The organism is Canibacter oris (genome assembly GCF_014197205.1).
Taxonomy (GTDB): Bacteria; Actinomycetota; Actinomycetes; order Actinomycetales; family Microbacteriaceae; genus Canibacter; species Canibacter oris.
The window spans coordinates 32,518-58,740 of sequence record NZ_JACIFD010000014.1 but is presented as its reverse complement, the minus strand read 5'-3'; the positions used below and the strand labels follow the sequence as shown (position 1 = coordinate 58,740).

Genomic DNA, 26,223 nt, shown 5'->3' with positions numbered 1-26,223 from the left:
AGCGAGCATCGCACAAACTTCACCGAATAGCTGGCACCGACCACGGCCTGGCAAAATAGAAACGTGAGCAGCTATACAACGATTAAAGGCACGGTCGAAACTGAACTTGAGATTCAGCGCTCACGCTTCCTTACCCGGTTGCAGCGGGTCGAGACAGAGCAGCAGGCACGCGAGGTTATCGCCGAGGTTCGCGCCACCCATCCCCGCGCCCGCCATCACTGCACCGCCTTTGTGCTCGGCAGCGACGGGCGCATCGCGCGACACAACGACGACGGCGAACCCAGCGGCACCGCCGGAGCTCCGATGTTGGAGGCTTTAACCGCGGCACAGCTGAGCGATGTGGTAGCAATTGTGACCCGCTATTTCGGAGGTGTCCTGCTCGGTGCCGGCGGCCTCACCCGGGCTTACCGCGCGGCAGTTGCAGCAGCGGCGAGCTCCGCCCCACGAATCCGGCGTGAACTGCAGCAGCAGGTAGCGGTGACATCTTCCTACGAAGTGCACGGCGCACTTGTCAGCGAGCTGCGGCGACGCGGCGCGATTATTGGAGAGGCAGTTTTCAGCGAGGTTGTGACACAAACAGTATCGGTTCCGCTGGCGGAGACGGCAACAGTGACAGAACTCGCTGCGACTCTCAGTGCGGGCGCAGCGCACTGTGAAATTTTAGGGCAGCAGTATGTGGATCTGCCCGCCGCATTTTAGCGACCCGGCACCCCAAGCTAGCATGCTTTATTCATAGATTCTCACTAAGCTTAGAGGTATGGGTTTTTGGAGCGAGATTGTCGGCCAGCGCGCGGCGGTTGAGACGCTTACTACGGCGCTGCGAGCTGAGCGCGCGGCACAGTTAGCGCACGCTTGGCTGCTGATTGGCCCCCCGGGCTCCGGGCGCTTTAATCTCGCCTTGCGATTCGCGGCGGCGCTGGTGGCAGCCCCCACAGCAAGTGCTGCTGAACTGGAGGAAACATATCAGCAGGTGCTGCTGGGCACCCACCCTGATGTTAAGCTGGTGCGCACACAAACCAACGAGCTGGGCGTGGCACAGATGCGGGAGGCGGTTGCTAACGCTTATTTCGCTCCGGCTGTGTCGCCGCGGCGGGTTATCGTGATTGAAGACGCCGACCGGATGAACTCCCAGGCAGCCAACGCCACTCTTAAAGCGTTAGAGGAGCCACCGGAGTCTACTGTGTGGCTGCTGTGCTCACCGAGCGAGGCCGACCTGTTGCCGACAATCCGCAGTCGTACCCGAGTGTTACGGCTGACAACACCCGATGTTGCGGTGGTTGCTGAGCTGCTGCAGCAGCGTGACGGAGTAGCTGCGGAGTTAGCTTTGCAAGCGGCAAAGCTGGCGCAGGGGCATATCGGGATGGCGCGACAGTTGGCGACCAACGCGGATGCTTTGCAGCGGCGACTTGACACAGTTGCTGCGGTTTTAACAATCACCAATCTGGCGGCTGCGATGCAGGCTGCGACTAAGCTGCATCAGGCAGCGCAGCAGGATGCCGAAGAGCAGGTGGCGGAGCAGCTGGAGCAAGAGCGCACTGCGCTTTATCACAGTCTCGGTTTGCAGCCGGGTGAGAAGATCCCCCGCGACTACAGCAGGGCTTTTAAAGAGCTTGAGGAGAGCAGCAAACGACGGTTGACTCGTGCCACTATTGATGGGGTGGATCGCGTGTTGCTTGATTTACTCACCGTGTGCCGCGATATTCTCGCGTTGCAGCTGCACCGTGACACCGCGGGACCGGAGCTAATTAATGAGGCGCACGCGCAGCAGCTAAAACAGTTGAGCGCAGCAGTTAGCACCCAAAAAATCTGTGCTTTTGCGACGGAGTTGGAGACCGCGCGGGGGCGTTTGGGGCGTAATATTCAGCCTGCTTTGGTGTTAGAGGCAGCACTGGTAAGTTTAATCACTATCCCGAACTGATGTAAGGAATAATATGGCTGGTCGTAGGTTAAAAATAGCTACCGTTGGCGCTATCGCTTCTCTGGCGTTGGCGTCCTGTGTGCCGCTTGAAGAGGTAGAAATACAGCAGCCTCAACGCCCCGATGGCAGCATTACGGGTTCTGATTTTGCTTCGCAAACTTTGTTCTGGGGAGACTGTGGCAGCATCGAATGCACTGAGGTGCAGGCACCGCTTGATTGGGAAAACCCCACTGCAGAAGATGCTATCTATCTGAATGTTGCGCGTCTCAAGTCATACTCTGCAAATCCGCGTGGCACAATTTTTGTCAATCCTGGCGGCCCGGGCGCCAGCGGTGTGAGTTATCTTGAAAATGCTGGCTCTGAGCTTGCAGAACTGCGTAATGATTATCATATTGTCAGTTGGGATCCACGCGGAGTAGACTACTCCAGTGCCGTTTCTTGCCTCACCTATGAAGAACTTGATGAAGATCTTTACGGTTACGATAAAGACGCCCCGGAGCCAGGCTCTGAGGCTTGGCTGGCGCAGGTGAAAGCCGATAACGAAGATTTCGCACAAAAATGTGTAGAACGCAGCGGGGAACTATTTAAGCATGTCTCCACCGCGAACACTGTGCAAGATCTTAACCTACTCCGCCAGCTCGTTAAAGACGAAAAGCTCAACTATCTCGGTTTCTCTTACGGCACCTACATTGGGGCAAGATACGCTGATAAATACCCCCAGCTGACAGGAAAAATAGTTCTTGATGGGGCAATTGACCCCACCGCAGACACGATTGAGGTTGTGGTCAATCAAACCAAAGGGTTTGAGTTGGCGCTTAACAACTATCTCACTGACTGTGTTGCGAAACAAAGCTGCTGGTACACCGGAGATGTTGCTGCCGGTAAAGAACGTGTGAAACAGCTGCTCGCACAGGTTCATAAGCAGCCGCTGAAAGCAGCTGACGGGCGCTGGGTCACCAGTTCAGTGCTACTAACCGCAATCATCACGACTCTTTACTCACAAGATTCTTGGCCGTTCTTAACTGATTTGATGAGTGAAATTGAAAAAGGCCAAACTGAGACCGCCCTGCTGCTGGCTGATTTCTACAACGACCGTTCCAGCAGTGGCAGCTATCTCAATAATTCTCGAGAAGCTTTTTCTGCTATCAACTGCTCTGACTACACGCAACAGCAGCCAGATCTCGCGGCGATGCGCAAAAACGCCGAAAAGCTTGCTGCCGAGGCCCCTATTTTTGGGCCTTACCAGGGTTATTCTGAAGCCAGCTGCTGGGGCTGGCCGGTGAGCGCTGACAGCCGTGATGGGGTAACCGCCGCGGGCTCGGCACCGATTGTGGTAATCGGCACCAAGGGTGACCCGGCAACCCCGTATCAGTGGGCGGTCAGCCTGGCAGAGCAGCTCGAAAACGGGGTGCTGGTGAGCTATGAGGGCGAGGGTCACATTGCTTTCGGCACCTCCTCCTGTGTGACCGACCTGGTTACTAAATACTTCAACCGGAACGTGCTGCCGCAGCACGAAACCGTGTGTGAAGTAGCCACGGAAGACCAGCTTTAATGCAGCGGTGGCGCAGCCGCAGCCGTGCTGTCCTCGCGACTGTGCTCGCGGGGGCGGCGGTGCTGCTAGCGGGGTGTCAGGCGATTGTTGACACCGCTTGGACGCCCCGGAACTTCGCCACCGAAACCGGCATCCGGCTGGTTTCGGATAATACCGCAGTTTCTCCCGCAACTGGAAAACTGCTGGGTTCCGCAACCGCCACTGATTCTAGCTCTGGTACTGCAACCGGGATTACACCGCAACAGGGTGGTGGATCCACCATCCCCGCACCAATCACCCAAGCCGCATACACCGCCACGGTGCATAAGCTGCGACTGCAACAGCAGCGGATTCGCAACACCGAGGCTAATCTTGCGGCGCGGTTTATCTATGTGCCCGGCGCTGACAAGCTGAATCAGGCTGTTACTGCTTACCTGCGCGAAAGCATCGCGGCAAACACACGAGCCTACCGGCCGCAGGCACATGAGGTCGGCGCACAGCTGCAGCAGCGGGGGTGCGTTGCCGGATCCACCCACTGGAGCGCAGCTAAAATTCTGTCTGATTCGCAAACGGCGCCGCCCGCTAAAGGCGGCACCGCAATTGTGTGTGACGCGGTGCAGTTGGATGCCGAGCTGCTGGAGATTCGACTGCGCACGGTGCGCATGCAGGGCGACCGGGTGATTACTGACACCAGCTTGAATCTGCTGTTGAATCCAAACACCGGAGCCTATGTGGGAGGCGGATTTACCGCCACGGGGGCGCAAGAGTTTTGGCGTGCCGCGGTGAATATACTGCGGCACGAAGCGGGGTCACTGAGTCTTGCCCCGATTGCTGCCGCCCCAGCTGAGCAACTGCGGTTGGTGCAGCAGGCGCTAAACGATGCGGAGATTACCGCGGAAAACATCATCGTGCGACTGCCGGCGGGGATTACCGCACCGGAGCTTACCGCAGTGGGAGTGCCGGCAACTACTGAGCCGAAGACCTTTGTGGTGGCGCTTGACACCGCACTAGAATGGGTGACGCCGGAGCTGCGCACTGGCGGCAGTGCGGCAGCAACAACCACACCTGGCACCGCGCGCGATACCGCCCTGCGCGCGGTTGACGGCGGCGTAACGCTACCCTGCGACCTGCTGCCGTGTGTTGCGCTCACCTACGACGACGGCCCGGGCGAACACACCGCGAAACTCCTCGACACCCTGAAAACTCACCAGGTGCCCGCAACTTTCTTCATGCTGGGGCCCAGCGCGCAGCGCTACCCCGAGGTGACAAAGCGCGCGGCTGCAGAAGGTCACGAAATCGGCAGTCACACCCTGCGCCACCCCGCGCTCACCAAGCTGCCGCTGCCCGAAGCGAAACACGAGGTGCTTGAGGCAAAACGTATTCTTGAACAGATTTCGGGCGCGCCCGTTACGCATTTCCGCCCGCCCTATGGCGACCTGAATGACGAGGTGCTGCAGGCCGTAGGCCTGACTGCAATCATGTGGGATGTCGACACCGAGGACTGGCGCAAACCGGGCCGAGAAGCGCTAATTTCCCACGCTGTGCAAGTGTCACAGCCGGGAAGTATTATTCTGTTCCACGATATCCACGCTGACTCTGTGGCGGTTGCGCCCGAGGTTATCTCCGGGCTGCACGCCCGCGGCTTCAGCCTGGTCACGGTGACGGAGCTGCTCGACGGCAAGCCGCACGGCGTGGTGCGGCGGCGCTAACCAGAATCGACCCGGGTGGGTGTGCCACGGGAGGCGGATCCACCACCGAAATTTTGAAAGGCATCATGACAGGCTCGAAACCTTTACGACACCGGCCACTGCTGTGGGTGGTGCTGGCGCTGCTGACGCTCTCGCTCGGCGGCGGCGCGCTGACGGTTTGGCAGCTGCGATTGAACGCGGTGGTCGATGCGGATGCGGCGACGCACACGCTCGGCGAGGTCGCGGTGGTGCAGCTGCCCGTACAGTGGCGGTTACGACACAGTGAGGAACGCACCGCGGAAATTGTGTCTCCAGAAAATGGGGTGTGGATCACGCTCACCGCGTATCCGGCTGGCACGGCGCCTGAAGTTTTGCCGGAGCTACCTTTCCTGGAAACGCTTGGCAGCGGTAACAGCGTGCTGCACACGCAGCAGGCTGATGCGATTACGGCGCAGGTGTCTGACGGCAGTGGCGCCAGTGTGCTGCTCACGGCGCGCACCGCAGACGGCGGTGAGATTAAGCCGTACAGGTACGAAATTGCCGCTGTCCTGGAGAGTATCAAGTTTCTGAAATAGTGCTACGATAATAGACAGTGCCGTCACAACATTTGTGCGCACACGCCACCTTAGCTCAGGGGTAGAGCAGCTCCCTCGTAAAGAGCAGGTCGCGGGTTCAAATCCCGCAGGTGGCTCTGAGATTCCTCGCCGGTTTCGGCGGGGAATTTCCCATATAAAAGCCACTGAATCGGCACGCCAGTTATCTCGGCGAACCCCTCTACATCCCTAAAGCGCGGCCGGTGATGCCCGTTCAGCCAGTTATTTACACTAGCCCGCGCAACACCCAACTTTTCAGCAATATAGGTAGCGTTCATCCCATTGATGCGCATAGCTTTACGCATGCGATCAGACATATCGAACTCCAGCAATTCCGCTGGGATAAAAAGCTGTGTACTCATAACTCAATTTTTGCGCAAGTTTAACCACAAGGCAATACCCAGGAAAAACTTTTCCAAAAGAATAAAAAACACGGCGTGTCGATTTAGACTAAAATTTATCAAAAGGTAAAGTTTTGTCACATGAAAGACCAGCTGCTTACAGCATCCGAAGCAACCGCCATCATCGGCAAAAGCCGCACCACATTCGCACGCGCTGTAGAAGCAGGCGCAATCAAACCCACCTACGAACCCACAACAAAAACCGGCGCCCGCCTATACGCCCGTCAAGACGTCCTAAAACTCAAACAACAACTAGACGAAAAACAAAAACAAAAAACCACCCCCACCAAAAACAACAAAGCGCTCGCCGCATAAGCTTTACCCCCCCCCCCCCTATATCCCCCACTTATCTCGCCGAAAGAAAACTACGATGCAGAAACTTGACAACCGCCGCGCAGCGTATGCTATGCTGCCTGTAGGTGCTGAAAACACCATTACGAGACGGCTTTCCGCTCCCGACAGAGCGGCTTGTCATTTCTGCAACAAAGCAAGTGACAATGCGGCTTTTAATGCCGGGAGTGCCTTTGAATACAAGACCGCGCAAGCGGAAATAAGGGCGGGCCGATTCTCGTACGGTTTTTTCAACTCCCGGCTTTTTTCGTATCCGCGGAAACGGATCCGCGAAAAGTCACACTTTAATCACCGGCTCGGAAAAGTCGATTACGAGAGAGGGCGTAAGCCTATGTTTTCGCACCCCATTTTTAGCGTACCCGCTGCCGCTACCGCACCTATGGGAGGTGCACGGTGACTTACAGGGAATTAGCGCATAAAACGATCAGTGCCGCCGAAATTGTTCTTATGCGGGGACAAGAGTACTACCGTAACGGTAAAGCTTTCGTTCACGTCACTTGCATAGTTGACGAAGCATTTGCAAGCAGCGCGGATATTCCAAAATCAAAGTTCCAACGTGGCGGAACCGACACCGAATGTTACCTAACTGACGAAGAACGGTATTACCTTGAAAAGGTTTTTAACGGCTACCTAGAGCTCGGATACAAACCATTTGATGCAGCACACCGCGCGTTCACACCAATCGTATATTCCCGATTGTTCCCCGTCTCTAGCGGCACCTGGTTTAAGGTGCAGCTCGACTTATTAGCGGAGAAACAGCAAAGGAACACAAAGTGATTGTTGTAAATAGCACCATTTCTGCTTGCTCTTCGGTCGCGGCTTTAGCTGTTTTCCCGTCTTGGTGCCGCCCTGGTTCATACCCTACTAGCTCTAACGCGGCAACGATAAAGTCCACCCCACCAGTTAAAGGCGTCACGAATTTAGCGGATCCATCACGCAAAGCCGCCCGAATTTTCCCCAAGGTTGGTTTAGCGTCATTAGGCGTTACTAAAGGCGCGTATGCTGCCTCTAACGCTTTGATGCAGCTGTGCCAACAAACATTTGGGTCGCGCTCTGTTTCTCGGTGCGTGAAAAGAGCCAGCCAAGCTTTCAACAGCGCACCGCCCACTATTTCGTTTTGTGACAACACCGCTTTTAATGCTTCAACCTGTGAACTAAGCACTCGCGGCACGAACTTATACAGTTTTGTATCGAACTTGTATTCATGCTTGCACAAATCGAAAAACTCGGCAATCTTCTCGCCCTCTGCAGCATGTTTTGCTGAAAGCTCAAGCACGTCTAAAGCCAATGTCGAATCTTGCAGTGCATGGGAGAACAAGTTATTCAAAGTCGCGTATCTGTCAAAATCCATTATCTGCAGTGATAACGCCATGCTCTCGACAACGTCTACAGGGAAAAGAACATCTATTTTGTTTATCCACCTGTGGATTCGATTAGCTAGCGCAGGTGGGAAGCCTTGCACAAAAGTGAATTCTCGGTGCCCTTCACGAACTGAAAACGGTACAAAATCGCTCATTTTCTCATTATCTCAAGCTCAGACAGGAGGTGCACTGTGAGCGATAAAAATCTAATCTCTACTAATCACGCGGCGCTCATGCTCGGCGTAGAACGTCAAACTCTCGCAAACTGGCGCAGCCAGGGCAAAGGCCCCGCGTATGTTCGTATTTCAAAAAGCTGTGTCAAATATGACCCCGCCGAAGTGCGAGCGTTTATCAACACCCGGAAACGAGGTAGCAAAAATGAACCACAAAAAACTAGCGCTTAAAACGATTAGCACTGCCGAAGCTGTTTTTATTGTGGGTCAAGAGTACTACCGCGACAGTAAAATTTTCGTCCACATCACCTGCCTGGTCGACAGGGATTTCGCTGCCCACCGAGAAAACCAGCCCTCCCAGATACCGGCAACAGCGGCAAGCAAAGACAAGGCTAGAAACCGCTTTCAGCGAACGGCGGTTTTAAATCTACAACAGAACTACATGAAACAACAGGAATTGAACAATGACTGATTATCACAAACTGCATCATCAGCGAGAAATGGTTGGCGCCGCAACGCTAATTCTTACAGCGGTTGCCAGACTTAAAACCCGATTCAGCTACGAGTCGGCGCTAAACCGTAAACGGCTTGGCTTTCTACCTGCGCATCGCATGGTCGAACTCGCACAGACCGTTTACGACATCGCGCAGGAAATATCTTCTCATGCTCTCGCACTGAAAACCGCTGCCGAGGCAGAAATGCAGCGTCTCGAAACCCCAAATCAACTGGAGGAAAACGACTAATGGCTATCGACCTTACAGACCAGCGAATCTTAGCTTTCGACATCAGTAACCGTAAAGCGGAAGCCGCGCTCACTGATAGAGAACAGCTGCAGCTTTTAGACATCACTGTGCAGGAATATATGGATCTGCTGCAAAAGCACGCTTTGACGGCGGAAGAGAAAAAATTAGTACAAGAATTTATTGATTTCCTCGTGCTCGCGGCTAGCCGCGCCGGTGTCGCCTGCCACCGTCACCGGCGTGAATCAACCTGCCTTGCAGCCGCCTATTACGGTGTTGATCTAAACAAAATCAACCTCGGCTATCGCAAGCATTTTAGTTCGCGGCTCAAGTTGGAGATGAAAATCGCGGAGAGTTGTGAAGACCTAGAACGTTTTGACGAAGATATGCGCGCGGTAGGCTTCGACTTCACCTGCCTCGCTGATCCGCAGCTGCCATCAGGTACAGAGCAAGTTTAAGCATATTAGGAGCAACTGTGAAACATTGCGACCACACCGCTGCCCGTTATCGCTGGCTGCTCATAGCACAGCATATAGTTATCTGGTTTTTGCTGGCTAGCAACATCACCACTTGGGTTTTATTCGCTGCGGCGGTCAACAGTTTCTCTGTTCCTTACAGCTCGGGTTTTGACTCTCCTATCGTCACAACCATTGCGCCTATGGAAGGAAGCAAACAGTGAATATGAAAGCTACTACTGTTTCTGAAATTTCTTCACCAGCTGCTGCTGCGGGTTTCTCCACCGCAGCCACGACTTGTGGAGGAAACGGTCGGGGCGTTTCGCCTGCTACCCGGCCGCTGTCGGCACCGGGCAGGGTTTCTGTCGCCCTGCCTGGTGTTCGACAGCCTACTGCAGGCAACAGTAAACCAGTTAGCTTGTGTGGGCTTTGGATTGACAAGAAACACGAGTTAGCTGCTGCGGAGCGTGCTGCCAGGGACAATGCGAATGTTGGTGACGTTCAATTCTGCACAGCGAATCGCATTTTGGACGCGACTTTGACGTGGCCCCCGGTCCCTCTCCCATCTGATGACGAAGACGCTGCTTACAGGTACTTCGGTGCTAGCAAAGAGGATGTCGCCGGGTCTCACGAATCCCGTGGGCGTCGATTTGTGGACGTGAAGACGCTCACCATGGACGGATTCTACCGTCACATTTTTAGCCGCAGCTTCACCAACATTCTTTATAACAAAACTGTATCCGTAAGCTGCATGATTGTCATCGAAAACCGCGGTGACGGTCCAGTCTGCGAGTTTTTGACGTTCGGTGAATTTGTGCCACAGGAAGCTACCGAAAAGTGCGATTCCACCGCCGAGAAAAGCACTAAAAGTAAGCTTCGCAAATTCTTCAAAAATCATAAAACAGATTCTAATGAAGCCCCCGAAAGTGGTGTGTGAAATGTTACATAAAAGTGGTTTCTGGTTTCTGCTCGCTATGCTTTTTCTACTGTTTGATGCTTTCGATAGCGTGCTACAGCCGAACGGTGCGACGGTTGCCGCGCTCTTGTTCATGACTGTCGGACTGGGAGTGTTGCCGCGTGAGACCAGGCGGGGGCCAGCCCAGGAGCGTACCGGTGAAGCCGGGTGACAGCCGAACGGTGGAGCCGGTACCGCGCCCGGTGTTGGACCCACAGCGGCCGCACCGCTGCGGCAGGTGCGCCAACCCATTCACGAACAATGGCGGAAACAATCAGTGCGTGAACGCGCCAGCCGCGGCAGAACGGCGAATCATCATTGCAGGTTTTAAGGAAAGCCCATACGAAAATGCAAAAGCTTAACGAATTTCTTGAACATTACGACAACGAAGCGCTATCTGCTGAACTGCAGGAGCTGCAGGAACGCTATACGGATCTACGCCGCATTGAACGTGACACGGTGAAGTATTCTGCTTCTAAGCGGATGCTGTCGCAGATTCGCACAGAGCTAGATGCTGTTGCTGGTCGTTTGCAGCGTATCGAGTGCGAGCTAGCGTTGCGCGAACGGCAGGCGGTGCTGGTATGAGCACTCTGACCGCTCCTGTTTTTGATATTTTCGCTGCGCCCGTGGATCCGCAGCCGCAGCAGCTGCAGCCTGCACCGGCAGGTGCCGAGCTGCTGCCATACGCGTATGATGACGTTCATCATGTTTTGCCGGTGTATTTCGGTGCCGCCGCACGCCGCGTGCGTGTCGGATACAGCCGTTCTGTGGTGTCATACAGCGTCGAAGACCTTACGGCCGCACTAAGCCTACCCGCGGACGCTCTTAGCGCTTATCCTGCGGACTATTACCGGCATCTAGCGGACGGCATGCTAGAGACCTTTTGGAGTTATGCGACAGCGGCCGGTGTAGTCGGCGTGTATGCGGCGGCTGATCTAAAAAGTAAGGCCGAAGCGTTTCTGCACGTGTGCCGCACCGCTGCTGATAACTGGCCGCGTTTCATGCTTAGTTCAAAAATACCTGCGGTAATTCGCGCGTCAGTGGGTCTTACAGAGCTGCAGCGTGAACTTGATGAAGCTCGGCAGGCGCGTTACAGCCGTTTTAGCCGGTCAGATAATCACGTACTGTTAGGACTTTAGCGATGCCTGTTGCAGTAGTTGATATGACGGATCCGCGGCAGAAGCGCGCTATCCGCGATTTGAGCGTGCTTGCGGCAGCAATCGAAAAATATGACGCTGTCTCTGTAGCCAAGGTGCTTAACAGTTGCGACCTGCAAGCCGTATTGACTATCGCGGCTAACGAACTGAACAAATATCGCGAACTGCAGCAGTTCCTAGACACGCCTGTGATTCCTGCAAAAGGCTGCAAGTGTCACCTGCTGCACTGTGTCTGGCAAGCGCTAGAAAATGAGGAAGGAGACAACCGTGACAGCTGATATTCCTCTCATGGGCTGGGAAACCGCGCACCTTTACAAGAACATGAACAACGAGCCGCCGCTGCTGTTCGACTATCCCGGTCTGCCTGAATGGAAGAAAGGCACTTATGCTGCCTGGGAGATTGAGATTTGTCAGAAAGAGCTGACCGCTCGCTGGCTTTTCGCGCGCGACCACGGTGTCGAAACCAAGCGGGGCGTGTGGCCGCGACCCGTGCCAGAGTACGCGCGCCAGTTTTACTATGACCTTGTTGAGATGCCGGCATGGGAGGTTTGTGCACCTATTCTCGCTGCTAATAAGCCGGAGCCGGCGCGGCGCCGTCACCCGATTCTTGATTCACCATTCGCAAGCGACGACTATAAAGCGGGGCTTAAAGCGCAGCTGCTTGCCGCGGGTGAAATTGACGACGACGGCTACTACATCGAGCCGACAGAAACCGGACCCGTCGTACCGGCAGAATGGGCTGCACCGCCTACGCCAGCAGCGCCGTCGGTGTCGCCATGGCAACCATCTGCGCAACCATCGGAGCAGACGCTGCCGCGCCCGGCGGTAGATCCACAGCAGCCCGCCGCCATCCCACCCGCTATGGCTGCAACGGTGCCGTTGCAAACGCCGGCACCAGTGGCGCCGGTGCCCAAGGCTGCGCGTGAAAAGGTTAATGGCACCATGCCAGCGGTCGCAATGACCTACATGGTTTATTTCGAGGAGCACGGGATTATCAAAGTCGGCCGCGCCTACAAAAATTCACGGTGGCGATCGTTGGTAGCTCGCGGCGCGGAGCTGATTTTCTTAGACCGTGACACTATCGCGAAGCAGGAACAGGCGGCGCTTAGCCTATTGCGTCAAGTGTTTCCGCCAGCGTTCAATAGTGAGAATGACGAGCTGGCGCAGCAGCTGCTGCCGCTTGGCCGCGGCTTCACCGAATGCTTCAAAGTCGCGTCTGTTGACGAATTCAATCTAGCTTTTAATCTTTATCTGCAAGGAGTAGACGAGCATGCAGCAGAGGCGGCAGAGGTCGCTGCCGAGTATCGACTTCACAGAAAAGCGGCTCGCAGCGCTGCCGCCAGCGGTGAGGTTCACGGCAGCGGGAATGAGGATGCATGTCGACGACGAGGGGCGCTGCAAGCTCGACCTGCGCCTGATACTGTCGACGATTTACCGCCACGATCCGCATATGAACGAGGAGGAGCTGCAGAGCCACCTGCAGCAGCTGATACAGAGCGGCTGGCTACATGCCTATCAGGCGCCGGGCGGGGAATGGTTAGCGCAGGTGGTGCCGTGGCCAGCGGTTCAGCATGCGAAGCCGTCACCGCTGGCGGCGCCGCAGAATCTGCCACAGCCGGCGGCGCCAGTGACGCCAACAACAGAGCAGACAACAACAGCGGCAGCACCGAAGCAGACGCCGCCACCAGCGCCAGCCATGCAGCAAACCTCGCAGGCAGCAGAGCCGGAAAGCTTACAGGTCACCGCCGAACCGGTGGCAGTAAACACTGCACCGGTAGATCCGCAGCCGCCCATAACCGGCGAGCTGACACCCGAACAAGTACAAAAACTACAAGCAGAGTTCTACCAGCAGCAAGCAAAACGTACACCGGCGCCAGCTTCACAAAATCGGCAGGTGCTGGCGTCGCCGTTTTGTGCGAAGCATCAGCCTTACGGTACAGAAGCAGCATGCGGTCCGTGTCGCACAGCGCGCTACAGCTACGAAATGCTGCGCGAAAATCCGCACGCGGTGCGGGTGCCGTTGTCGGCGCCGGATATGAGTCAGGACGAGACGGACGAGGAGTCCAGCGTCGAGCCGGAAACTACTACGGCAGCGGCTACACAGGGGGCGGAGTACAGTCGCCGGCCGCAGTTCCCAGCAGAGCAGGAAACGGTAGCTCAGGAGGAGTGGGAGCCGTTCTAAACAACAGCGGCGCTGAGCAGGGCGGGAAGCCTGTTTTTAAGCGGGATTTTGGCTTTCATGAAAGTTTCATGAAGTCTTCATGGCTGTGGCGCGAGCGGGTGCGCGCGCGTGCGCGTGAGGGTGGGTGCGCGCGTGAGAGCGCGAGCGTGAGCGTGGGGCCGGCTGTCCGGCGGGAGGAGTTTCTAGGTGTCTGAGGTTGTTGCGGTCTGTGGTTGTGAAACCTTGAACGAGCTGTGCCTGTCTTGCCGCCGGCGGCTTAGCTGGCGTCTCGTCGATTTGGAATTCCGTTATCAAACTTTGGTGGCGGCTAGAGTACCGTCATCGAATCATGGCGAGGTTGGTGGCTCTCGGCTGGTGTCTGGGGGTTGCCCGCCGGTGTCAGTAGTTTTACTTGACGCACTGAAATCCGTTGAAGAACTTATCCTCGGCTGGGGCGTCTGGATCCGTAACAAGCTACGGTTGCCACAAAACCCGGGGCTGACAGTGCCAGCAGTTTTTGATTTGCTGCACGACAGGTTCGACACTTTGACTGGAGTCTTTGAGACCCACCAGCTGTTGCGTGATTTTGAGCAAACCTGTGTTGAGCTTGAGCGTTTGTTTCCGGTCGATGCCGCGAAGTCGTATCAGCTCAGGCATTGTCCATTGTGCGCACGTGACGAGGTTGTGTGCCGCTGGCCGGCAGGTCACGCGCCGGAGGTTTCATGCACTGGTTGTGGCTGGTTTTTTGAGGTTGATTGGAGTTTGTTTTATGCGCCTGATAGGGCTGCGCACTGCGGCGATACAGTTTAACAAGAGCGAGGATACGCTGCGGCGGTGGATTCGTGAGGGGATGAAACACCGGCGTGATAGTCGCCGTCGTATCTGGCTAGAGCATTGGGTCGTTATAAGCTGGATCCAGTATAAGGCGCTTGTTGATAAATCTAGAGAGCTGCCGCGGGCCGCTGCTGGTTATGAGATTACAGAGTCGGAGCGTGAACGGATTGTGCGGGCGTGGGTTCGTGCTGGCGGGAAAATGCCAGAGGTTGAATCAGGGGGTGAAAGCTTTGCATCGTGAGATTTTATTGGGTGACACACCCTCGTTTTGCCTTGCAAATAAAAGTTGCACACTTTATGATTATGATAGCGCTACAGCTGTACCCCGGATAGAGGGGCTTGGCGGTGGCGCTGCCCGCCAGTTGTGTGGGCTTTTTCTAGTTTTACAGGACAGGTGACATGATGCGCGTTTGTTCTGTTACGGGTTGCCCGAACATCTACCCTGCTAGTGAGGGGTCGCAGTGCAAGACACATCGGCGTGCTGCTGACCGTGCTCGCGGTACTGCAGCCCAAAGGGGGTACCGGGGTAAAGGGCACCAGGGTTTCCGCAATCAGGTACTTGAACGTGACACGGTATGTGTAATCTGTGAAACCAGGCAGGCTACCGAGGCGGACCACTATCCATATTCGCGTAAAGAACTTGTTGACTATGGTTTAAATCCCAACGATCCATCGTTCGGTCGTGGACTTTGCGCAACGTGTCACAAGAAAGAGACTGCGAAAGCACAACCTGGCGGCTGGCAGCTGACAAAATAGCGACGGGAGACAGCATGTTGAAACACTCTTTTGGACCCGAGGGGGGAGCCCCCTAAACACCCTTCCGGCTGTACCGCCGGGGAGGTCAAAAAAAGGTTTGTCAGGTTCAAAAAGTTTCCGGGTTTGCCCAGTGTTTTAAAGGAAAACCGGGAATTTTAGGGGTGGTTTTGTATGTCTCGTGGCGGTGCACGCGTTCGTAGTGGTCCAGCTCCTGACCCGAACGCTTTAAGACGTGACCGGAAAGACGATTCCGCGACATGGGTCACGCTCCCGGCGGAAGGACGCAAGGGACGCACCCCAGAATGGCCTTTAGGCGAAGCAGAAAAAAGTGAACTCGCGCTATGGCGCACACTGTGGAAGCGTCCGCAAGCGGTGATGTGGGAAAAGCTACACTTGCAATTTCAAGTTGCAGCATATGTTCGCGCATTTCTCGAATCAGTGCAGCCTGCCGCGCCCGCTTCAACTAAAAGCGTCGTCGTGCGCATGCAGGAAGACCTCGGCCTATCAGTTTCTGGACTGACGCGGCACCGGTGGCGCATCGCATACGACGAAATCAGCGAGCATAAACAAAACCAGCAAAACCAGAAACCTGTTATTGACAATACGGATGTGAGAACGAGGTTAAAGGCGGTGAAATAATCATGTCGACGGTGCCGAAAAACCCGATGATGATTACCGCCGCATGGATTGAATCACACTGCGTCATACCCGATATGACACACCAGGGAGCGCCGTTTATCCTCCGAGACGAACAACTACTGTTTGTCGCAAACCATTACGATGTAAAACCCACAGCAACTTATAACCCTGCAGCGGAAACGGATCTAACGCTGCCGCAAAACCCGAAAGCTGCGGCTTTCACTTATCGGCGCTCGCAGCTCGTGCGCTCGCAGAAATGGGGTAAATCACCGTTGGTGTCTGCTTTCGCGTGTTTAGAGGGTGTGGGGCCTGCGTTGTTTGCTGGCTGGTCGACTGGTAAAGAAACTTATGATTGTGCCGCGCACGGCTGCGGCTGCGGCTGGTTTTACCAGTATGAAGAGGGCGAACCGATGGGGCGGCCGTGGCCTACCGCGCTAATCCAGATTACAGCTACGACTGAGGACCAGACCGACAACACTTATGACGCTTTGCGTCCAATGATTAACCTTGGTCCGTTATCTTTGCTGATTCCTAAAACCGGTGAAGAGTTTATTCGGTTGCCGAACGGTGGCCGAATCGACGCCGTGACGTCTAAAGGTAACAGTCGTCTCGGTCAGCGCGTGACCTTCGTTATCCAGGACGAGACCGGGCTGTGGATCGCATCGAACGGTGGCCACAACTTGGCGAAGAAACAGCGGCAGGGCCTGGCGGGTATGGACGGCCGCGCGATTGAAACAACAAACGCCTGGAACCCAGCAGATGATTCTGTCGCACAACGCACCTACGAATCATCAGCACAGGACATCTATCGTGATTTTAAGCAAGCACCGTCAAGTCTCGACTTCGGCAATCCAAAAGACCGGCGGAAAATTTTTGCTTTCAACTACCAGGACGCGCCCTGGGTCAACATTGCGACTATTGAAGCGCAAGCCGCTGAGATGATGGAGAAAGACCCCACGGACGCGGAACGTTTCTTCGGAAACCGTATCGTTGCAGGTCACGGCACCTGGCTTAAAAACCTAGCACAGTGGGACGCGAAAGCCCTCGACGGGTTGGAAGGGCGGCAGGCACCAATTAAGGTGGCGGCGCGCACTAAAATCTGTCTCGGGTTTGACGGTTCCGACAATAACGACTATACGGCGATCCGTGCCGAAACTCTCGACCTGTATCAGTTCACACCAAAGTATCTTGAAGACCGTAAAACCATGTGGCGGCCGCAAGATTACGGCGGCAGGATTCCCCGCGCTGAGGTCCGTAACGCTTTTAAAGCTATCGCAACCGAATACGAAATCGTGCGTGCTTATTGTGACCCGATGTTTTGGGAGACAGAGATTGACGAACTAGCGGCGGAATTTGGCAGCAAAGTGTTCGTGAAATGGCCGACCAACCGCCCGGCGGCGATGTTCGGTGCGCTCGAACGATTCCGCACCGACATCTACAATCCAGATTCGCGTTTCACGCACGACGGCGACCCGGATTTGCGGCAGCATCTGCAGAACGCGGTAATGCGTATGCGGTCTGTCACCCGTAACGCTGACGGCCAGGCTGTGCGGCAATACATTTTGGGTAAACCTGCTGACGCGGATCATCAGAAAATCGACTACGTGATGTCTAGCGTACTCGCGCATGAAGCAGCATTGGACGCGCTCGCAACCGGTGAGCGGGCTAAGCAAGAACCGCTGTATATCTACTATTAGAAAAGGGGGCGTTTATGGACGCACAGGACGCTTTGAAAACTGTTAACCGCCTGTATTCGCGCCTTTTAAACCGCCGTACTCGCGTCGCGAAAGAAGCGAGCTACTATCGAGGTGAACAGCCGCTAAATTTTGCTACTGAGGAATGGCGAAAAGCAAACAAAGAACGGTATGCGAGCTTCTCTGATAACTGGGTCGCGCCAGTCGCAAACGCCGAACTGGAGCGTATCGAGCACACTGGTTTGAAGCTGGACGAGACCGAATACGGTGGCGCAGCTAAAAAACTGTGGGAACAGTGGCAGATTAACGAGATGGCGATGCAATCGTCAAGCGGTTTTTTGGCGTCCCTGAATCATAGTATTTCGTATGTTCTTGTGTGGCCTGGCGAGGAAGACGGAGAAGTAGACATCACATGGGAGACCCCGTCACAGGTCGAAGTCGAATACGACTGGTTCAATCCTCGCAAACGTGTTGCGGCGATTAAGTCGTGGCAGGACGACAAACACGAATTCGTGAACCTTTATACCGCCGACGAGGTGTGGAAGTTTGAGCGTAAGCGTGGGCTTCGGGCTTATGAGGGGGATTCGCAGGCGAAACAGGCAGCCCCGTCTAGTTTCACTTCCGGCGGTTGGCAGCCCCGCGACGTGCCCGGCGAGCCGTGGCCGCTCACAAACTATATGGGTGAGGTGCCGATCGTGCCGATGCCGAACCGCCCTGTGCTTGGTGAAGACCCGATATCTGAAATTCGCGGCGCCATGGCTATGCAGGACGCAATCAACCTCCTGTGGGCGTACTTGTTCCTTGCTGCGGATTATGCTTCTATGGAAGCCCGCGTGGTGCTAGGCTCGGGGCCACCGACTATTCCGATTCTGAACGATGCCGGTGAAATCATCGGCAGCCGCCCCGTTGATCTCGGCGAGCTGCGAGAAAAACGCATCATGTACATTCCAAACGGTGACGCGAAAATCGATTCCTGGCCCGCAGCCCAGCTAGAGCCATTTACAGAGGTTATCGAAATGGCAATCGGTCACATTTGTGCGCAATCACGCACCCCGCCGTCGTACCTGTTGACGCGTCGCGGCATGTCGAACGTAAACGGTGAAGGGCTTAAAGCTAGCGAAATCGGGCTTGTGAAAAAAGTTATCGAGTTCGAGCGCGTAATCACCCCACACCTACGTGAAGTGTATCGGCTTATCGGTCTCGCGAAAGACGATAAGAAGCTCGCGGACGCGGCACGGCTCGCGACTATCCGCTGGGCTGACCCGGAGATTCGCTCGGAAGCGCAGTTGGCGGACATGCTGCTGAAAAAGAAAGCCATCGGTTACCCCCTCGAGTACCTGATGGAGCTCGACGGGCTGGATCCGACGACTATCGAACGGGTGTTGGCGATGGCTGAGCAGGAGCAGCAGGTAGAGCAGGCTAAAACCTTGGTGGAAGGGGCGTTAAATGCGGCTTCAAACACCGATGCAGGAGCTAGCGCAGCAGCGTGAAATCACGCAGGCCGCGCTTAACCGCGTCACCCGCTTGTGGCAGACGCTCGGCCAGGATTTCAGCCAGCAGTGGCCGCAGGTGCGTGGCCAGATAACGGCGGTGCTGGAGAGCGCCCGCGCGCAGGCTGCTGTACAGGCTGAAACCTATACGGGGCGTGTGCTCGAAGAAACCGGCGAACACGCGCCCCGCATAGGTGACCTCAACATCGACGCTTTTCTCACCACCGCACCGGACGGCCGCGAAACCACAACCCTGATTGAACAAGCGATGATCCGCACCAAAACAGAAATCGCCCAATTCAACCAGCTACTGCCAGAATCCGCCGGAATGAACACGCCGCAAGCGCTAAAAACCGGCCTTAACTGGCTCTCAATGGCCATTATCACGACACTAGCGGACACCCGCCGGGAAATCTACCAAGCCGATATCACCGCCCGCCCAGCGGTCACCGGCTACGTGCGCATGCTAAATCCACCGTCATGCGCTGCCTGCGCAGTGCTTGCCGGCAAGTGGTATCGCTGGAATGAAGGATTCGAGCGGCACGGCCGCTGCGACTGCCAACATATCCCCGCCAGCAAAGACACTGGCGAAAACCTCACCACCGACCCCTATAAATACTTCAACAGCCTTAACGAGAAAGACCAAGTACGCCTATTCGGTAAAGCGAACGCGCAAGCGATCCGTGACGGCGCCGACATCTACCGCGTCGCAAACATCAAACAACGCGGGCTCGCGACACCACGCGGCGCTCGCCGCTACGGCACACCGCATCGTCTGACTATTGATGATATCTACGAGATTGCAGGTGACGACCGTGCTAAAGCTATTGCGATTATGCGGCAGCAAGGGTATATCACGGGGGCGCAGGTGCGCGGCGGCAACATAATCGGTCGTTTCCATGAAGCCTACAGTAAGCCGATTAGCAGGCCGCTAGTGGCAGGCTCGAAGCGTGAACGGGTGTTGCGTGCGCGTGAGACTGGGGTGCGTGACCCGCTGGATCGTGCGACTATGACCGCGGCCGAGCGGCGGCTGCATGACGCGGTGTATCGGCGGGAGTATGCGAAAATTACCGGCTATATTCCGCCGAGTATCGGTCAGGAATCGGCGGGTATTTTCTCCACCCAGAAAGGCGTGAAAGCCGATAAGTACCGGCTTGATTTGCTAGAACGGCAGATTGAGCAGGGCATACGGTTAGCACAGGTTGGTGGATCTAACAGCAGCATGTGGCGACTGTACGAAGCCCTCGGATTGGACGACTCCACCGGTGCAGAAACCGCATACGTGTTTCACACCCAGCTGGTGAAACGTGTCGGGCTTGACGCGTTGAAAAACCCTATTCCGGTGCCGCGCGAAATACTAGAACGGATAAGCCGCAAGGTTGTCGCGCCGCTCTTGTTTGCTCGCAAAAAGAAAGACGGCCGCTCTGTAACCCGTGGACAGGCTTGGCCAGACCACAAAAAGAAATACAACGCGGAACGCGCAAAGCGTGCGGCTGGCGCTGGCGGCGGTTTTCCTCCGCGTAAGGGGCCGCCGAAAGATTTTCCTGACGAGCCGGATATGCCTATCGGTTGGCCAGCGGATCTACCGGAACTGACCCCTGACGCGTGGAATCACATTCTTTATGGAGACAACAGTGGCGGCGGTCATAAATATGGTTATGGCTGGCGTCACAATAAGTCAGAGTTTCCGGAAGAATGGGATAACGCAGAAATCATGACAGCTATGGTTAAAACATTACGTGCAACACCAGACGCTGCTTTTACTAGCAGAGGGGTGTTTGAGCATATAGCCACGGTTACGGTGAAAGGCAAAACTGTGAGAGTGAAAGTCACCCGCAAGCCTAATGGCGAAATCGCTAGCGCTTTCCCTCTGTAGAAAGGTAAAATATAGGTTATGGACAAGCAAGCCAAGACAGAGCAAATCGGCGAGCTCTTTAAGCGGGAGAAATCTCCCGCTGAGCAATCCTGTCTACAAGAGCGCGGCTACTGCCTTAGTGATATGTGCGAAATTTTGCACCACTCTTTGAAACATCTCTATGATGACGAGTACATCAACATGATGTTAGAAGACCTCGATGGAAACCATTATTATTGGATTTTCTATGGTCTGTCGCGTCTTAAAACAAAACATCAAATCGAGACCCCGGAAGAGCTCAAACCACTGTTGAAACGGTTTTTTGAAGACCCTGATGACTGGTACTCAGACACTGATGACATAGCAGCAGAGCACTATCCCGAAATAGAATATGAATGGGTAGACGAGCACGGCTTCACGGCCGCTGACGCTGAAGAAACGCAAACCGCCACCGCTTAACATCTAAACTGCTTTAACCCACACCCTGCCTTCGGGTGTGGGTTTTTCATACCCCAAAAACGAGCCCGCTTAGTGCGGGCTTTGGCTATTTTAAGGAGCAATTCCATAATGAGCACCAACACCCAAACCCCAGAAACCCCTGCGGAAGAAAAAAGTTCAACCCCGGGCACCACACCCGCCGCGGAGGAAACCACTACCAACGAGACCCCGCATGAGGGTGAAAAAGCGCTCGGCGACGCTGGTAAAAAAGCGTTAGACGCGATGAAAGCCGAACGCAACGAATACAAGCGTCTAGCCGCAGAAGCTAAAACCGAACTCGAACGGTTAAAAGCCGAAGCAGAGGGACGCAAAGCCGAATACGAAGCAGAACAGCAGGCACGCCGTGTTAAGGAAGCAGCGCTCGCGGCAGCAAACGAACGGATCGCGCTCGCCGAGCTACGAGCAGCCGCTAAAGGCAAACTGTCTGACCCTGCGGACGCGGCAACCTTTATCGACGTGACCCAGATTGAGGTTGCCGAAGACGGCGCGGTAGACACCACGATGGTTGACGCGCTTATTGACGATTTGATTTCTCGTAAGCCTTACCTGGCAGCGCAAAGCGGCCAGGTTAAAGGCAGCGCTGACGGCGGAGCACGCAATGGATCCACACCACGTCAGCTGACCCATGACGAAGTACGCCAGCTCGCGGCAGAGGGTAAACATCAAGAAATTCTTGACGCGAAACAGCGCGGACTTCTAAACAATCTTCTAACTTAAATCTCTTTTGAAAGGAAAACCATTATGGCACTCGATAAATTCGTTCCCGAGGTGTGGGCTGCCCAGATTATCACTGAATTGGAAAAAGCCCACGTTTTCGGTTCACAGGATACTGTGAACCGTGACTATGAGGGTGAAATCGCTAACTTCGGCGACACCGTGCATATCACGTCTCTGGCTGACCCTACTATCGGCACTTACACCAGCCATGCCGATATTAGTATCGAGCAGGTGTCAGATTCTGATCAGACGCTGATTATCAACCAGTCGAAGTATTTCGCTTTCGAGGTTGACGACATCGAGAAGCGGCAGGCGCGCGGTAACGTGCTAGAGCAGCAGGCGCGCCGCGCAGCATACAAGCTACGCGACACGTCAGATACTTATATCGCGTCCGTGATGTCCGCCAACGTACATTCTGGTAACCAGCTTGGGCAGAAAACCCTGTCCACGCCTGACGCCGCCTATGACCTGCTGGTGGATCTAGCGATTCTGCTAGATGAATCAGATGTGCCTACCGAAGGGCGTTTCGCGATTATTACACCGAAAATGCACGGTTTGCTGCAGAAAGACAAGCGGTTTATCGCCGCGGGTGACTCTGGCGGTGAGCAGGTGCGTGCGAACGGTCATATTGGTCGTGCCGCAGGGCTCGCCATCAAGGTGTCTAACAACGTCGCTACTGGTAGCGGCAGCGGCAAAATGCTGGTTGCCGGTTCGCCCATTGCGACTACTTACGCGGAGCAGATTGCGAAAGTTGAAGCGCTGCGTATGGAAAAGCGGTTCGCTGACGCGGTTAAAGGTCTACACCTTTACGGCTGCAAGGTTGTGCGGCCAAAAGCACTTGCTTCTGTGGAGGTGACTATTTAATGCCGCTTATTAAAAGTCAGAACGGCACCGAGCTTTTGGTGTCGGAAGAAACTGCGCAGGCTCTGCTTTTGAATAAAGGCGAGTATGAGCTGGTGGAGCAGAAACAGAAGCGGGCACCGGCTAAGCGTAAAACCGACACCGCGCCGGCGCCGCCTGCTACGCCTACCGTACCGAATGATGCGGGAAAACCAGCCGGCAAATAACCGAAAGGGGGGGGGAGTCGCACATGGCTAGCTTCGCTACATACGAGGATCTAGAAAAACGGTTAGGCCGTGTTTTCGAGCCCAGTGAACGAGAGTGGATTAGCACTCTGTTGGAAGACGCTGCAGAATATCTGCGTGGTGTTATCGGCCAACGAGTGTGGCCACCTGCCGCGGTCACGTTCACTGATGTGCCTACAGCAGGTCTTGTGCGGCTCCCCCAACTACCGGTGGCGTCTATCGAAAGTGTTACAGACGCCACCGGTAAGCCGGTGCCGTATAAGCAGTTGCCGGCAGCTATCCGAGTAAAAGGCACCAGGCCTGTAACGGTTAGTTACCGTTACGGTGTCATGGATCCGCCGCGTGAACTTATCCGCCTATCCTGCGTGCTGGTATCGCAAACTCTCGTATCGCTATCGCACCAGCTGGGGCTTACCTCTGCCGGTGTCTCGTCGATTGCGATTGATGATTTCCGTATCGCTTTTGCTAACGGCGGCGAACAAACCGGATTCACCCTAACGCCGCACACTATCGCCGCTATCCAAAAACAGTTCGGCACGACCGCGAATATCACAGTAGGAGACACCGCATGACTAGTGTACTTGCCACGTTAAACAGCGGCCGCCGCTTTGCGGAAACCCGCATGCTTGATACCTGCGAAATCACCCGCCACAGCACTGTCGGCAGCTGGGACGAGGAACAGGGCGTGTACCGCCCTAGCTCGGTGCGGATCTATACCGGTAAATGCAGGTTGAAACAAACCGCGAACGTGAACGATATCAGTGACGCCGCCAGCAAGCTCACTACTATTGGTGTCGCCGAGCTCCACCTACCTGTCGGCGCACCACGTCTGCGACCGCTCGATACTGTAACTATCACCGCCAGCAGCGACCCTACAAACATAGGCGAAGTGTTCAAAGTCAAAACCCGGTTTTACGGTAGCCAAACCACTAGCGTCCGCTATATTTTGGAGACTGCAGCATGACAGTTGACACTAGCGAACTGTTCGAGCTCGCCCGCGACCTCGAAAATGTGCCAAAGACAGCAGGTAAATATATCCGTCAAGCCGTCGAAGTCACGGCCCGCAAGGTGAAAGACACTTGGGCAGAATCCGCAGGCGGGTTAAAGCATGCGCCGCTGTTTCCTCGTTCTATCACCTACGACCTTAAAGGCCTGCAAGCGTTCGGCTTCACCGTGCTATCTGCGGAAGTGGGGCCGGATAAGACCCGCCCACAGGGCGCGCTCGGAAACCTTATCGAGTTCGGATCTATTAACAACCCGCCGCAAATGCTGGGACTTGCAGCGCTTGAAGCTAACAGTCAGGACTTTATCGACGGACTCAACATTGCAGTCGCTGACGCGCTCAAGGAAAACGGCCTATGAGTATCCGCGCACATAAAAAAGCGATCCTCGCCTTCCTAGAACAGCACCTGCCAGGGAGCGTGTTCGATTCTTACGATGCCGCAGCCGCGACTGGTGTCAGCGCTCGCCGTTATGCGGTTGTGTTTATCGCGAAAACAGCCGCGGCACAGCACCGCTACACCAGCGGCCAAACCCGCCACACCTATACTGTGACGATCCACAGCGTCGGCGACAGCATCGAGTCCTGTCAGTGGGTGCAAGACAAGACCGACGCGCTAACTGGCGCGGTACTTGCGGTGCCTGGCCGCGACCTGCACCCCGTCCGATTCGTTACAAGCAAGCTACCGCAGCTTGACACCGACAGCGACAAGCCGATGTTTTTCGCTGTCACCCAGTTCGACCTTGTTTCTGACCCAATGTAAACACTTTTTGAAAGGAAAAACTATTATGGCTCAAAGCCCTATCGCGCCCGGCAAAACCTCCGACGGCCGCTCTAAAGTCCTGCTCGTGCCGAAAAACGGTATCGCTAATCCTAAAGCGCCGAAAGCTTCGGAACTTAAAGCAAGCAATGTCATCGACGCAACCTATCTGCTCTTCGGTGACGGTTTCGACCACCAGACCGATGTCACAAAATCCGAAATCAGCCGCTATACACTCCCCCAAGCGCTCGAAGAAGAAGGCAAAGTAAAAGATACCTTCACTCTCAAATATCCTTACGTAGGCACCGAAGACGACACTCTTCGCACCCGCCTAACCCAGGGGAGCGAATGGTGGCTCGTCGAACGCCTTGTCGTTGAGAACGAGCAGGATATCGCGGCGCAGCAGCTGCTATCAATCGTCGCACCGGTCAAAGCCGGCCTGCAGCGAGATATTCCTCGCGCCGAGAATACCCAGATCGGCAAGATGCAGGAACTGCTCGTGACCGGCACCGTACACCGCGACGTCACAGTAGTCGCCTAACCCACACACCCTATTAGAGGGGTGCCCGCCTTAACCCAGGCCGGCACCCCTTTCTGTATTCAGGAACAAAACATGAGCTTTCACGACGACCTTAAAAAAGCACAACAGCAGCGCGCCACCGAAACCGTAGACATCTCACTAGCCGGAAACCTCTACAGCATCGAAATCTCACGCCTACCCGGCATGCAATGGGCCGCAATAATCGCCGCAGCACCACCACAAGACGCCGCCGACGCCCGCCTCGGATACTCCCCCGCAACCGCGGCGCTCGCAGCTTGTAAAGCGCACGGCCGGTTGTTAGATGCTGCTGGCGTGCCTGTTGCTGATGTTGATTGGGGCGAGCTTTTTGACGCTATTAGTGGTGTTGAGGTGCAGGCTGTTGCTGCGGTCTGGTGGGGCCTGAACATGGGTACGCCGAATGACGAGGTTGTGGCTTTAAAAAAAGTTTCACGCCCTGGCAGCAAGACCAGTTAGAGCTAGCTCTTAAATTGGGGGTTTCGCCCCGCCGCTTGTCAGGGTGGGAGCCCAGCGAATACACCGAGTTTTTCTATGACGGCAACGGCCAGCTGATAGGGGCTAAAACGTATCGGGAGCCGGAGTGGTGCCAGGCTGACGTATCAAGTCTGCTGGCGTATGTGGAATCGCAGCGGCTCGGCTCGCACGGTCAACCAATGAGTGAAGCTATTTCGCCGCTTGCGGATCCGTCGAATCCTGAACAGGCGTGGGACTACGAAGTTTCAGTGTATATGGATTTCGCGCAGCGGCGGCTTGAACAGTTCCAGAAAGCTTTCCGGGCTCAGTACGGTGACGATGCTGATTCTAGCGCTTACCGGTTCATTGTGAAGAAAAAAGACCTATAAAAAAGGGGTG

36 protein-coding genes, 1 tRNA gene and 1 pseudogene are annotated in these 26,223 nt (G+C 55.3%); 35 read left to right on the top strand and 3 right to left on the bottom strand.

Translation table 11 applies throughout. The features are described 5' to 3' along the window. Window positions 1–63 precede the first annotated feature (63 nt). The 6 genes from F5897_RS06930 (at window position 64) to F5897_RS06905 (ending at window position 5,828) form a co-directional block, all read left to right on the top strand. Entirely contained in the window at window positions 64–699 is a 636-nt protein-coding gene (locus tag F5897_RS06930) for a YigZ family protein (protein WP_183304999.1), read from the top strand. 58 nt (window positions 700–757) lie between these two features. Then, the gene (locus tag F5897_RS06925) at window positions 758–1,918 is read left to right on the top strand and encodes a DNA polymerase III subunit delta' (RefSeq protein ID WP_183304998.1); all 1,161 of its coding nucleotides are present in this window, start codon (window positions 758–760) and stop codon (window positions 1,916–1,918) included. A 13-nt stretch (window positions 1,919–1,931) separates the two neighbouring features. Then, window positions 1,932–3,470: an alpha/beta hydrolase gene (locus F5897_RS06920; RefSeq protein ID WP_183304997.1), complete on the top strand. Its 1,539-nt coding sequence runs from the start codon at window positions 1,932–1,934 to the stop codon at window positions 3,468–3,470. After that, window positions 3,470–5,158 (top strand): polysaccharide deacetylase family protein, encoded by a 1,689-nt coding sequence (locus F5897_RS06915; protein WP_183304996.1) that lies wholly within the window; start codon window positions 3,470–3,472, stop codon window positions 5,156–5,158. Before F5897_RS06920 ends, F5897_RS06915 begins: the two co-directional genes overlap by 1 nt. A 65-nt stretch (window positions 5,159–5,223) precedes the next feature. Next, window positions 5,224–5,712, top strand: coding sequence for a hypothetical protein (locus F5897_RS06910; RefSeq protein ID WP_183304995.1), 489 nt, complete (start codon window positions 5,224–5,226; stop codon window positions 5,710–5,712). Between the two features lie 44 nt (window positions 5,713–5,756). After that, window positions 5,757–5,828 (top strand) — tRNA-Thr (locus F5897_RS06905). A 42-nt stretch (window positions 5,829–5,870) separates the two neighbouring features. On the opposite strand, the pseudogene F5897_RS08020 reads toward F5897_RS06905, so the two are convergent. Continuing rightward, window positions 5,871–6,035: pseudogene (locus F5897_RS08020) on the bottom strand (helix-turn-helix domain-containing protein); the annotation flags it as partial. 177 nt (window positions 6,036–6,212) lie between these two features. Here F5897_RS08020 and F5897_RS06895 point away from each other — a divergent pair. Together F5897_RS06895 and F5897_RS06890 are read left to right on the top strand one after the other, a co-directional pair. Then, window positions 6,213–6,446: a MerR family transcriptional regulator gene (locus F5897_RS06895; RefSeq protein WP_183304994.1), complete on the top strand. Its 234-nt coding sequence runs from the start codon at window positions 6,213–6,215 to the stop codon at window positions 6,444–6,446. Window positions 6,447–6,929: 483 nt separating this feature from the next. After that, a complete protein-coding gene (locus F5897_RS06890) occupies window positions 6,930–7,259 on the top strand; it encodes a hypothetical protein (RefSeq protein WP_183304993.1) in 330 nt (109 codons plus the stop codon). Here F5897_RS06890 and F5897_RS06885 read toward each other — a convergent pair. After that, on the bottom strand, window positions 7,207–7,998 hold the full coding sequence (locus F5897_RS06885) for a hypothetical protein (protein ID WP_183304992.1): 792 nt from the start codon (window positions 7,996–7,998) through the stop codon (window positions 7,207–7,209). The two genes, F5897_RS06890 and F5897_RS06885, sit on opposite strands and share 53 nt — an antisense overlap. Window positions 7,999–8,034: 36 nt before the next feature. On the opposite strand from F5897_RS06885, the gene F5897_RS06880 reads away from it, so the two are divergent. From F5897_RS06880 to F5897_RS06860, 5 genes are read left to right on the top strand one after another with little or no spacing between them, the layout of a single operon-like run. Next, on the top strand, window positions 8,035–8,247 hold the full coding sequence (locus F5897_RS06880) for a helix-turn-helix transcriptional regulator (protein ID WP_221221340.1): 213 nt from the start codon (window positions 8,035–8,037) through the stop codon (window positions 8,245–8,247). Continuing rightward, complete coding sequence (locus tag F5897_RS06875) at window positions 8,222–8,488, top strand: hypothetical protein (RefSeq protein ID WP_183304991.1); 267 nt, start codon at window positions 8,222–8,224, stop codon at window positions 8,486–8,488. Before F5897_RS06880 ends, F5897_RS06875 begins: the two co-directional genes overlap by 26 nt. Continuing rightward, window positions 8,481–8,759 (top strand): hypothetical protein, encoded by a 279-nt coding sequence (locus F5897_RS06870; RefSeq protein WP_183304990.1) that lies wholly within the window; start codon window positions 8,481–8,483, stop codon window positions 8,757–8,759. Before F5897_RS06875 ends, F5897_RS06870 begins: the two co-directional genes overlap by 8 nt. Next, window positions 8,759–9,214 carry a hypothetical protein gene (locus tag F5897_RS06865; RefSeq protein WP_183304989.1) on the top strand — a complete coding sequence of 152 codons (456 nt, stop codon included), beginning with the start codon at window positions 8,759–8,761 and terminating at the stop codon, window positions 9,212–9,214. Before F5897_RS06870 ends, F5897_RS06865 begins: the two co-directional genes overlap by 1 nt. A gap of 17 nt (window positions 9,215–9,231) precedes the next feature. Continuing rightward, window positions 9,232–9,435 (top strand): hypothetical protein, encoded by a 204-nt coding sequence (locus F5897_RS06860; protein WP_183304988.1) that lies wholly within the window; start codon window positions 9,232–9,234, stop codon window positions 9,433–9,435. 227 nt (window positions 9,436–9,662) lie between these two features. Here F5897_RS06860 and F5897_RS06855 read toward each other — a convergent pair whose 3' ends face one another. Continuing rightward, window positions 9,663–10,109: a hypothetical protein gene (locus F5897_RS06855; protein WP_183304987.1), complete on the bottom strand. Its 447-nt coding sequence runs from the start codon at window positions 10,107–10,109 to the stop codon at window positions 9,663–9,665. Between the two features lie 40 nt (window positions 10,110–10,149). On the opposite strand from F5897_RS06855, the gene F5897_RS06850 reads away from it, so the two are divergent. The 22 genes from F5897_RS06850 to F5897_RS06745 all read left to right on the top strand — a co-directional run bounded on the left by F5897_RS06850 (window position 10,150) and on the right by F5897_RS06745 (window position 26,213). Beyond that, complete coding sequence (locus tag F5897_RS06850; RefSeq protein WP_183304986.1) at window positions 10,150–10,338, top strand: hypothetical protein; 189 nt, start codon at window positions 10,150–10,152, stop codon at window positions 10,336–10,338. Between the two features lie 176 nt (window positions 10,339–10,514). Then, window positions 10,515–10,751, top strand: a complete 237-nt coding sequence (locus F5897_RS06845) for a hypothetical protein (protein ID WP_183304985.1) — start codon at window positions 10,515–10,517, stop codon at window positions 10,749–10,751. Next, window positions 10,748–11,305 (top strand): hypothetical protein, encoded by a 558-nt coding sequence (locus F5897_RS06840; protein WP_183304984.1) that lies wholly within the window; start codon window positions 10,748–10,750, stop codon window positions 11,303–11,305. The genes F5897_RS06845 and F5897_RS06840 overlap by 4 nt, the downstream gene beginning before the upstream one ends. Before the next feature lie 2 nt (window positions 11,306–11,307). Continuing rightward, on the top strand, window positions 11,308–11,601 hold the full coding sequence (locus F5897_RS06835; RefSeq protein WP_183304983.1) for a hypothetical protein: 294 nt from the start codon (window positions 11,308–11,310) through the stop codon (window positions 11,599–11,601). Beyond that, window positions 11,591–13,699 (top strand): TrbL/VirB6 family protein, encoded by a 2,109-nt coding sequence (locus F5897_RS06830; protein WP_183304982.1) that lies wholly within the window; start codon window positions 11,591–11,593, stop codon window positions 13,697–13,699. The genes F5897_RS06835 and F5897_RS06830 overlap by 11 nt, the downstream gene beginning before the upstream one ends. After that, entirely contained in the window at window positions 13,692–14,294 is a 603-nt protein-coding gene (locus F5897_RS06825; RefSeq protein ID WP_183304981.1) for a hypothetical protein, read from the top strand. The genes F5897_RS06830 and F5897_RS06825 overlap by 8 nt, the downstream gene beginning before the upstream one ends. A 40-nt stretch (window positions 14,295–14,334) precedes the next feature. Next, window positions 14,335–14,559, top strand: a complete 225-nt coding sequence (locus tag F5897_RS06820) for a hypothetical protein (RefSeq protein WP_183304980.1) — start codon at window positions 14,335–14,337, stop codon at window positions 14,557–14,559. Window positions 14,560–15,245: 686 nt separating this feature from the next. Continuing rightward, entirely contained in the window at window positions 15,246–15,713 is a 468-nt protein-coding gene (locus tag F5897_RS06815) for a phage terminase small subunit (protein ID WP_183304979.1), read from the top strand. 2 nt (window positions 15,714–15,715) lie between these two features. Next, window positions 15,716–17,410: a hypothetical protein gene (locus F5897_RS06810; protein ID WP_183304978.1), complete on the top strand. Its 1,695-nt coding sequence runs from the start codon at window positions 15,716–15,718 to the stop codon at window positions 17,408–17,410. Between the two features lie 14 nt (window positions 17,411–17,424). Beyond that, window positions 17,425–18,897: a phage portal protein gene (locus tag F5897_RS06805; protein ID WP_183304977.1), complete on the top strand. Its 1,473-nt coding sequence runs from the start codon at window positions 17,425–17,427 to the stop codon at window positions 18,895–18,897. Next, window positions 18,854–20,773: a hypothetical protein gene (locus tag F5897_RS06800; protein WP_183304976.1), complete on the top strand. Its 1,920-nt coding sequence runs from the start codon at window positions 18,854–18,856 to the stop codon at window positions 20,771–20,773. The genes F5897_RS06805 and F5897_RS06800 overlap by 44 nt, the downstream gene beginning before the upstream one ends. Before the next feature lie 18 nt (window positions 20,774–20,791). Beyond that, the gene (locus F5897_RS06795; protein WP_183304975.1) at window positions 20,792–21,211 is read left to right on the top strand and encodes a hypothetical protein; all 420 of its coding nucleotides are present in this window, start codon (window positions 20,792–20,794) and stop codon (window positions 21,209–21,211) included. A 108-nt stretch (window positions 21,212–21,319) separates the two neighbouring features. After that, complete coding sequence (locus F5897_RS06790; protein ID WP_183304974.1) at window positions 21,320–21,967, top strand: phage scaffolding protein; 648 nt, start codon at window positions 21,320–21,322, stop codon at window positions 21,965–21,967. Window positions 21,968–21,991: 24 nt separating this feature from the next. Then, window positions 21,992–22,831 (top strand): phage major capsid protein, encoded by an 840-nt coding sequence (locus F5897_RS06785; RefSeq protein WP_183304973.1) that lies wholly within the window; start codon window positions 21,992–21,994, stop codon window positions 22,829–22,831. Then, a complete protein-coding gene (locus tag F5897_RS06780) occupies window positions 22,831–23,034 on the top strand; it encodes a DUF7302 family protein (RefSeq protein ID WP_183304972.1) in 204 nt (67 codons plus the stop codon). Before F5897_RS06785 ends, F5897_RS06780 begins: the two co-directional genes overlap by 1 nt. A 23-nt stretch (window positions 23,035–23,057) precedes the next feature. After that, window positions 23,058–23,624 (top strand): hypothetical protein, encoded by a 567-nt coding sequence (locus F5897_RS06775; protein WP_183304971.1) that lies wholly within the window; start codon window positions 23,058–23,060, stop codon window positions 23,622–23,624. Next, complete coding sequence (locus F5897_RS06770; RefSeq protein WP_183304970.1) at window positions 23,621–24,016, top strand: DUF6093 family protein; 396 nt, start codon at window positions 23,621–23,623, stop codon at window positions 24,014–24,016. The genes F5897_RS06775 and F5897_RS06770 overlap by 4 nt, the downstream gene beginning before the upstream one ends. Further along, window positions 24,013–24,414: a hypothetical protein gene (locus F5897_RS06765; protein WP_183304969.1), complete on the top strand. Its 402-nt coding sequence runs from the start codon at window positions 24,013–24,015 to the stop codon at window positions 24,412–24,414. The genes F5897_RS06770 and F5897_RS06765 overlap by 4 nt, the downstream gene beginning before the upstream one ends. After that, a complete protein-coding gene (locus F5897_RS06760) occupies window positions 24,411–24,815 on the top strand; it encodes a hypothetical protein (RefSeq protein WP_183304968.1) in 405 nt (134 codons plus the stop codon). The genes F5897_RS06765 and F5897_RS06760 overlap by 4 nt, the downstream gene beginning before the upstream one ends. Window positions 24,816–24,840: 25 nt before the next feature. Further along, a complete protein-coding gene (locus F5897_RS06755) occupies window positions 24,841–25,353 on the top strand; it encodes a phage tail tube protein (RefSeq protein WP_183304967.1) in 513 nt (170 codons plus the stop codon). Between the two features lie 72 nt (window positions 25,354–25,425). Continuing rightward, window positions 25,426–25,827, top strand: coding sequence for a hypothetical protein (locus tag F5897_RS06750; protein WP_183304966.1), 402 nt, complete (start codon window positions 25,426–25,428; stop codon window positions 25,825–25,827). Between the two features lie 35 nt (window positions 25,828–25,862). Then, window positions 25,863–26,213 carry a hypothetical protein gene (locus F5897_RS06745; RefSeq protein ID WP_183304965.1) on the top strand — a complete coding sequence of 117 codons (351 nt, stop codon included), beginning with the start codon at window positions 25,863–25,865 and terminating at the stop codon, window positions 26,211–26,213. Window positions 26,214–26,223 lie beyond the last annotated feature (10 nt).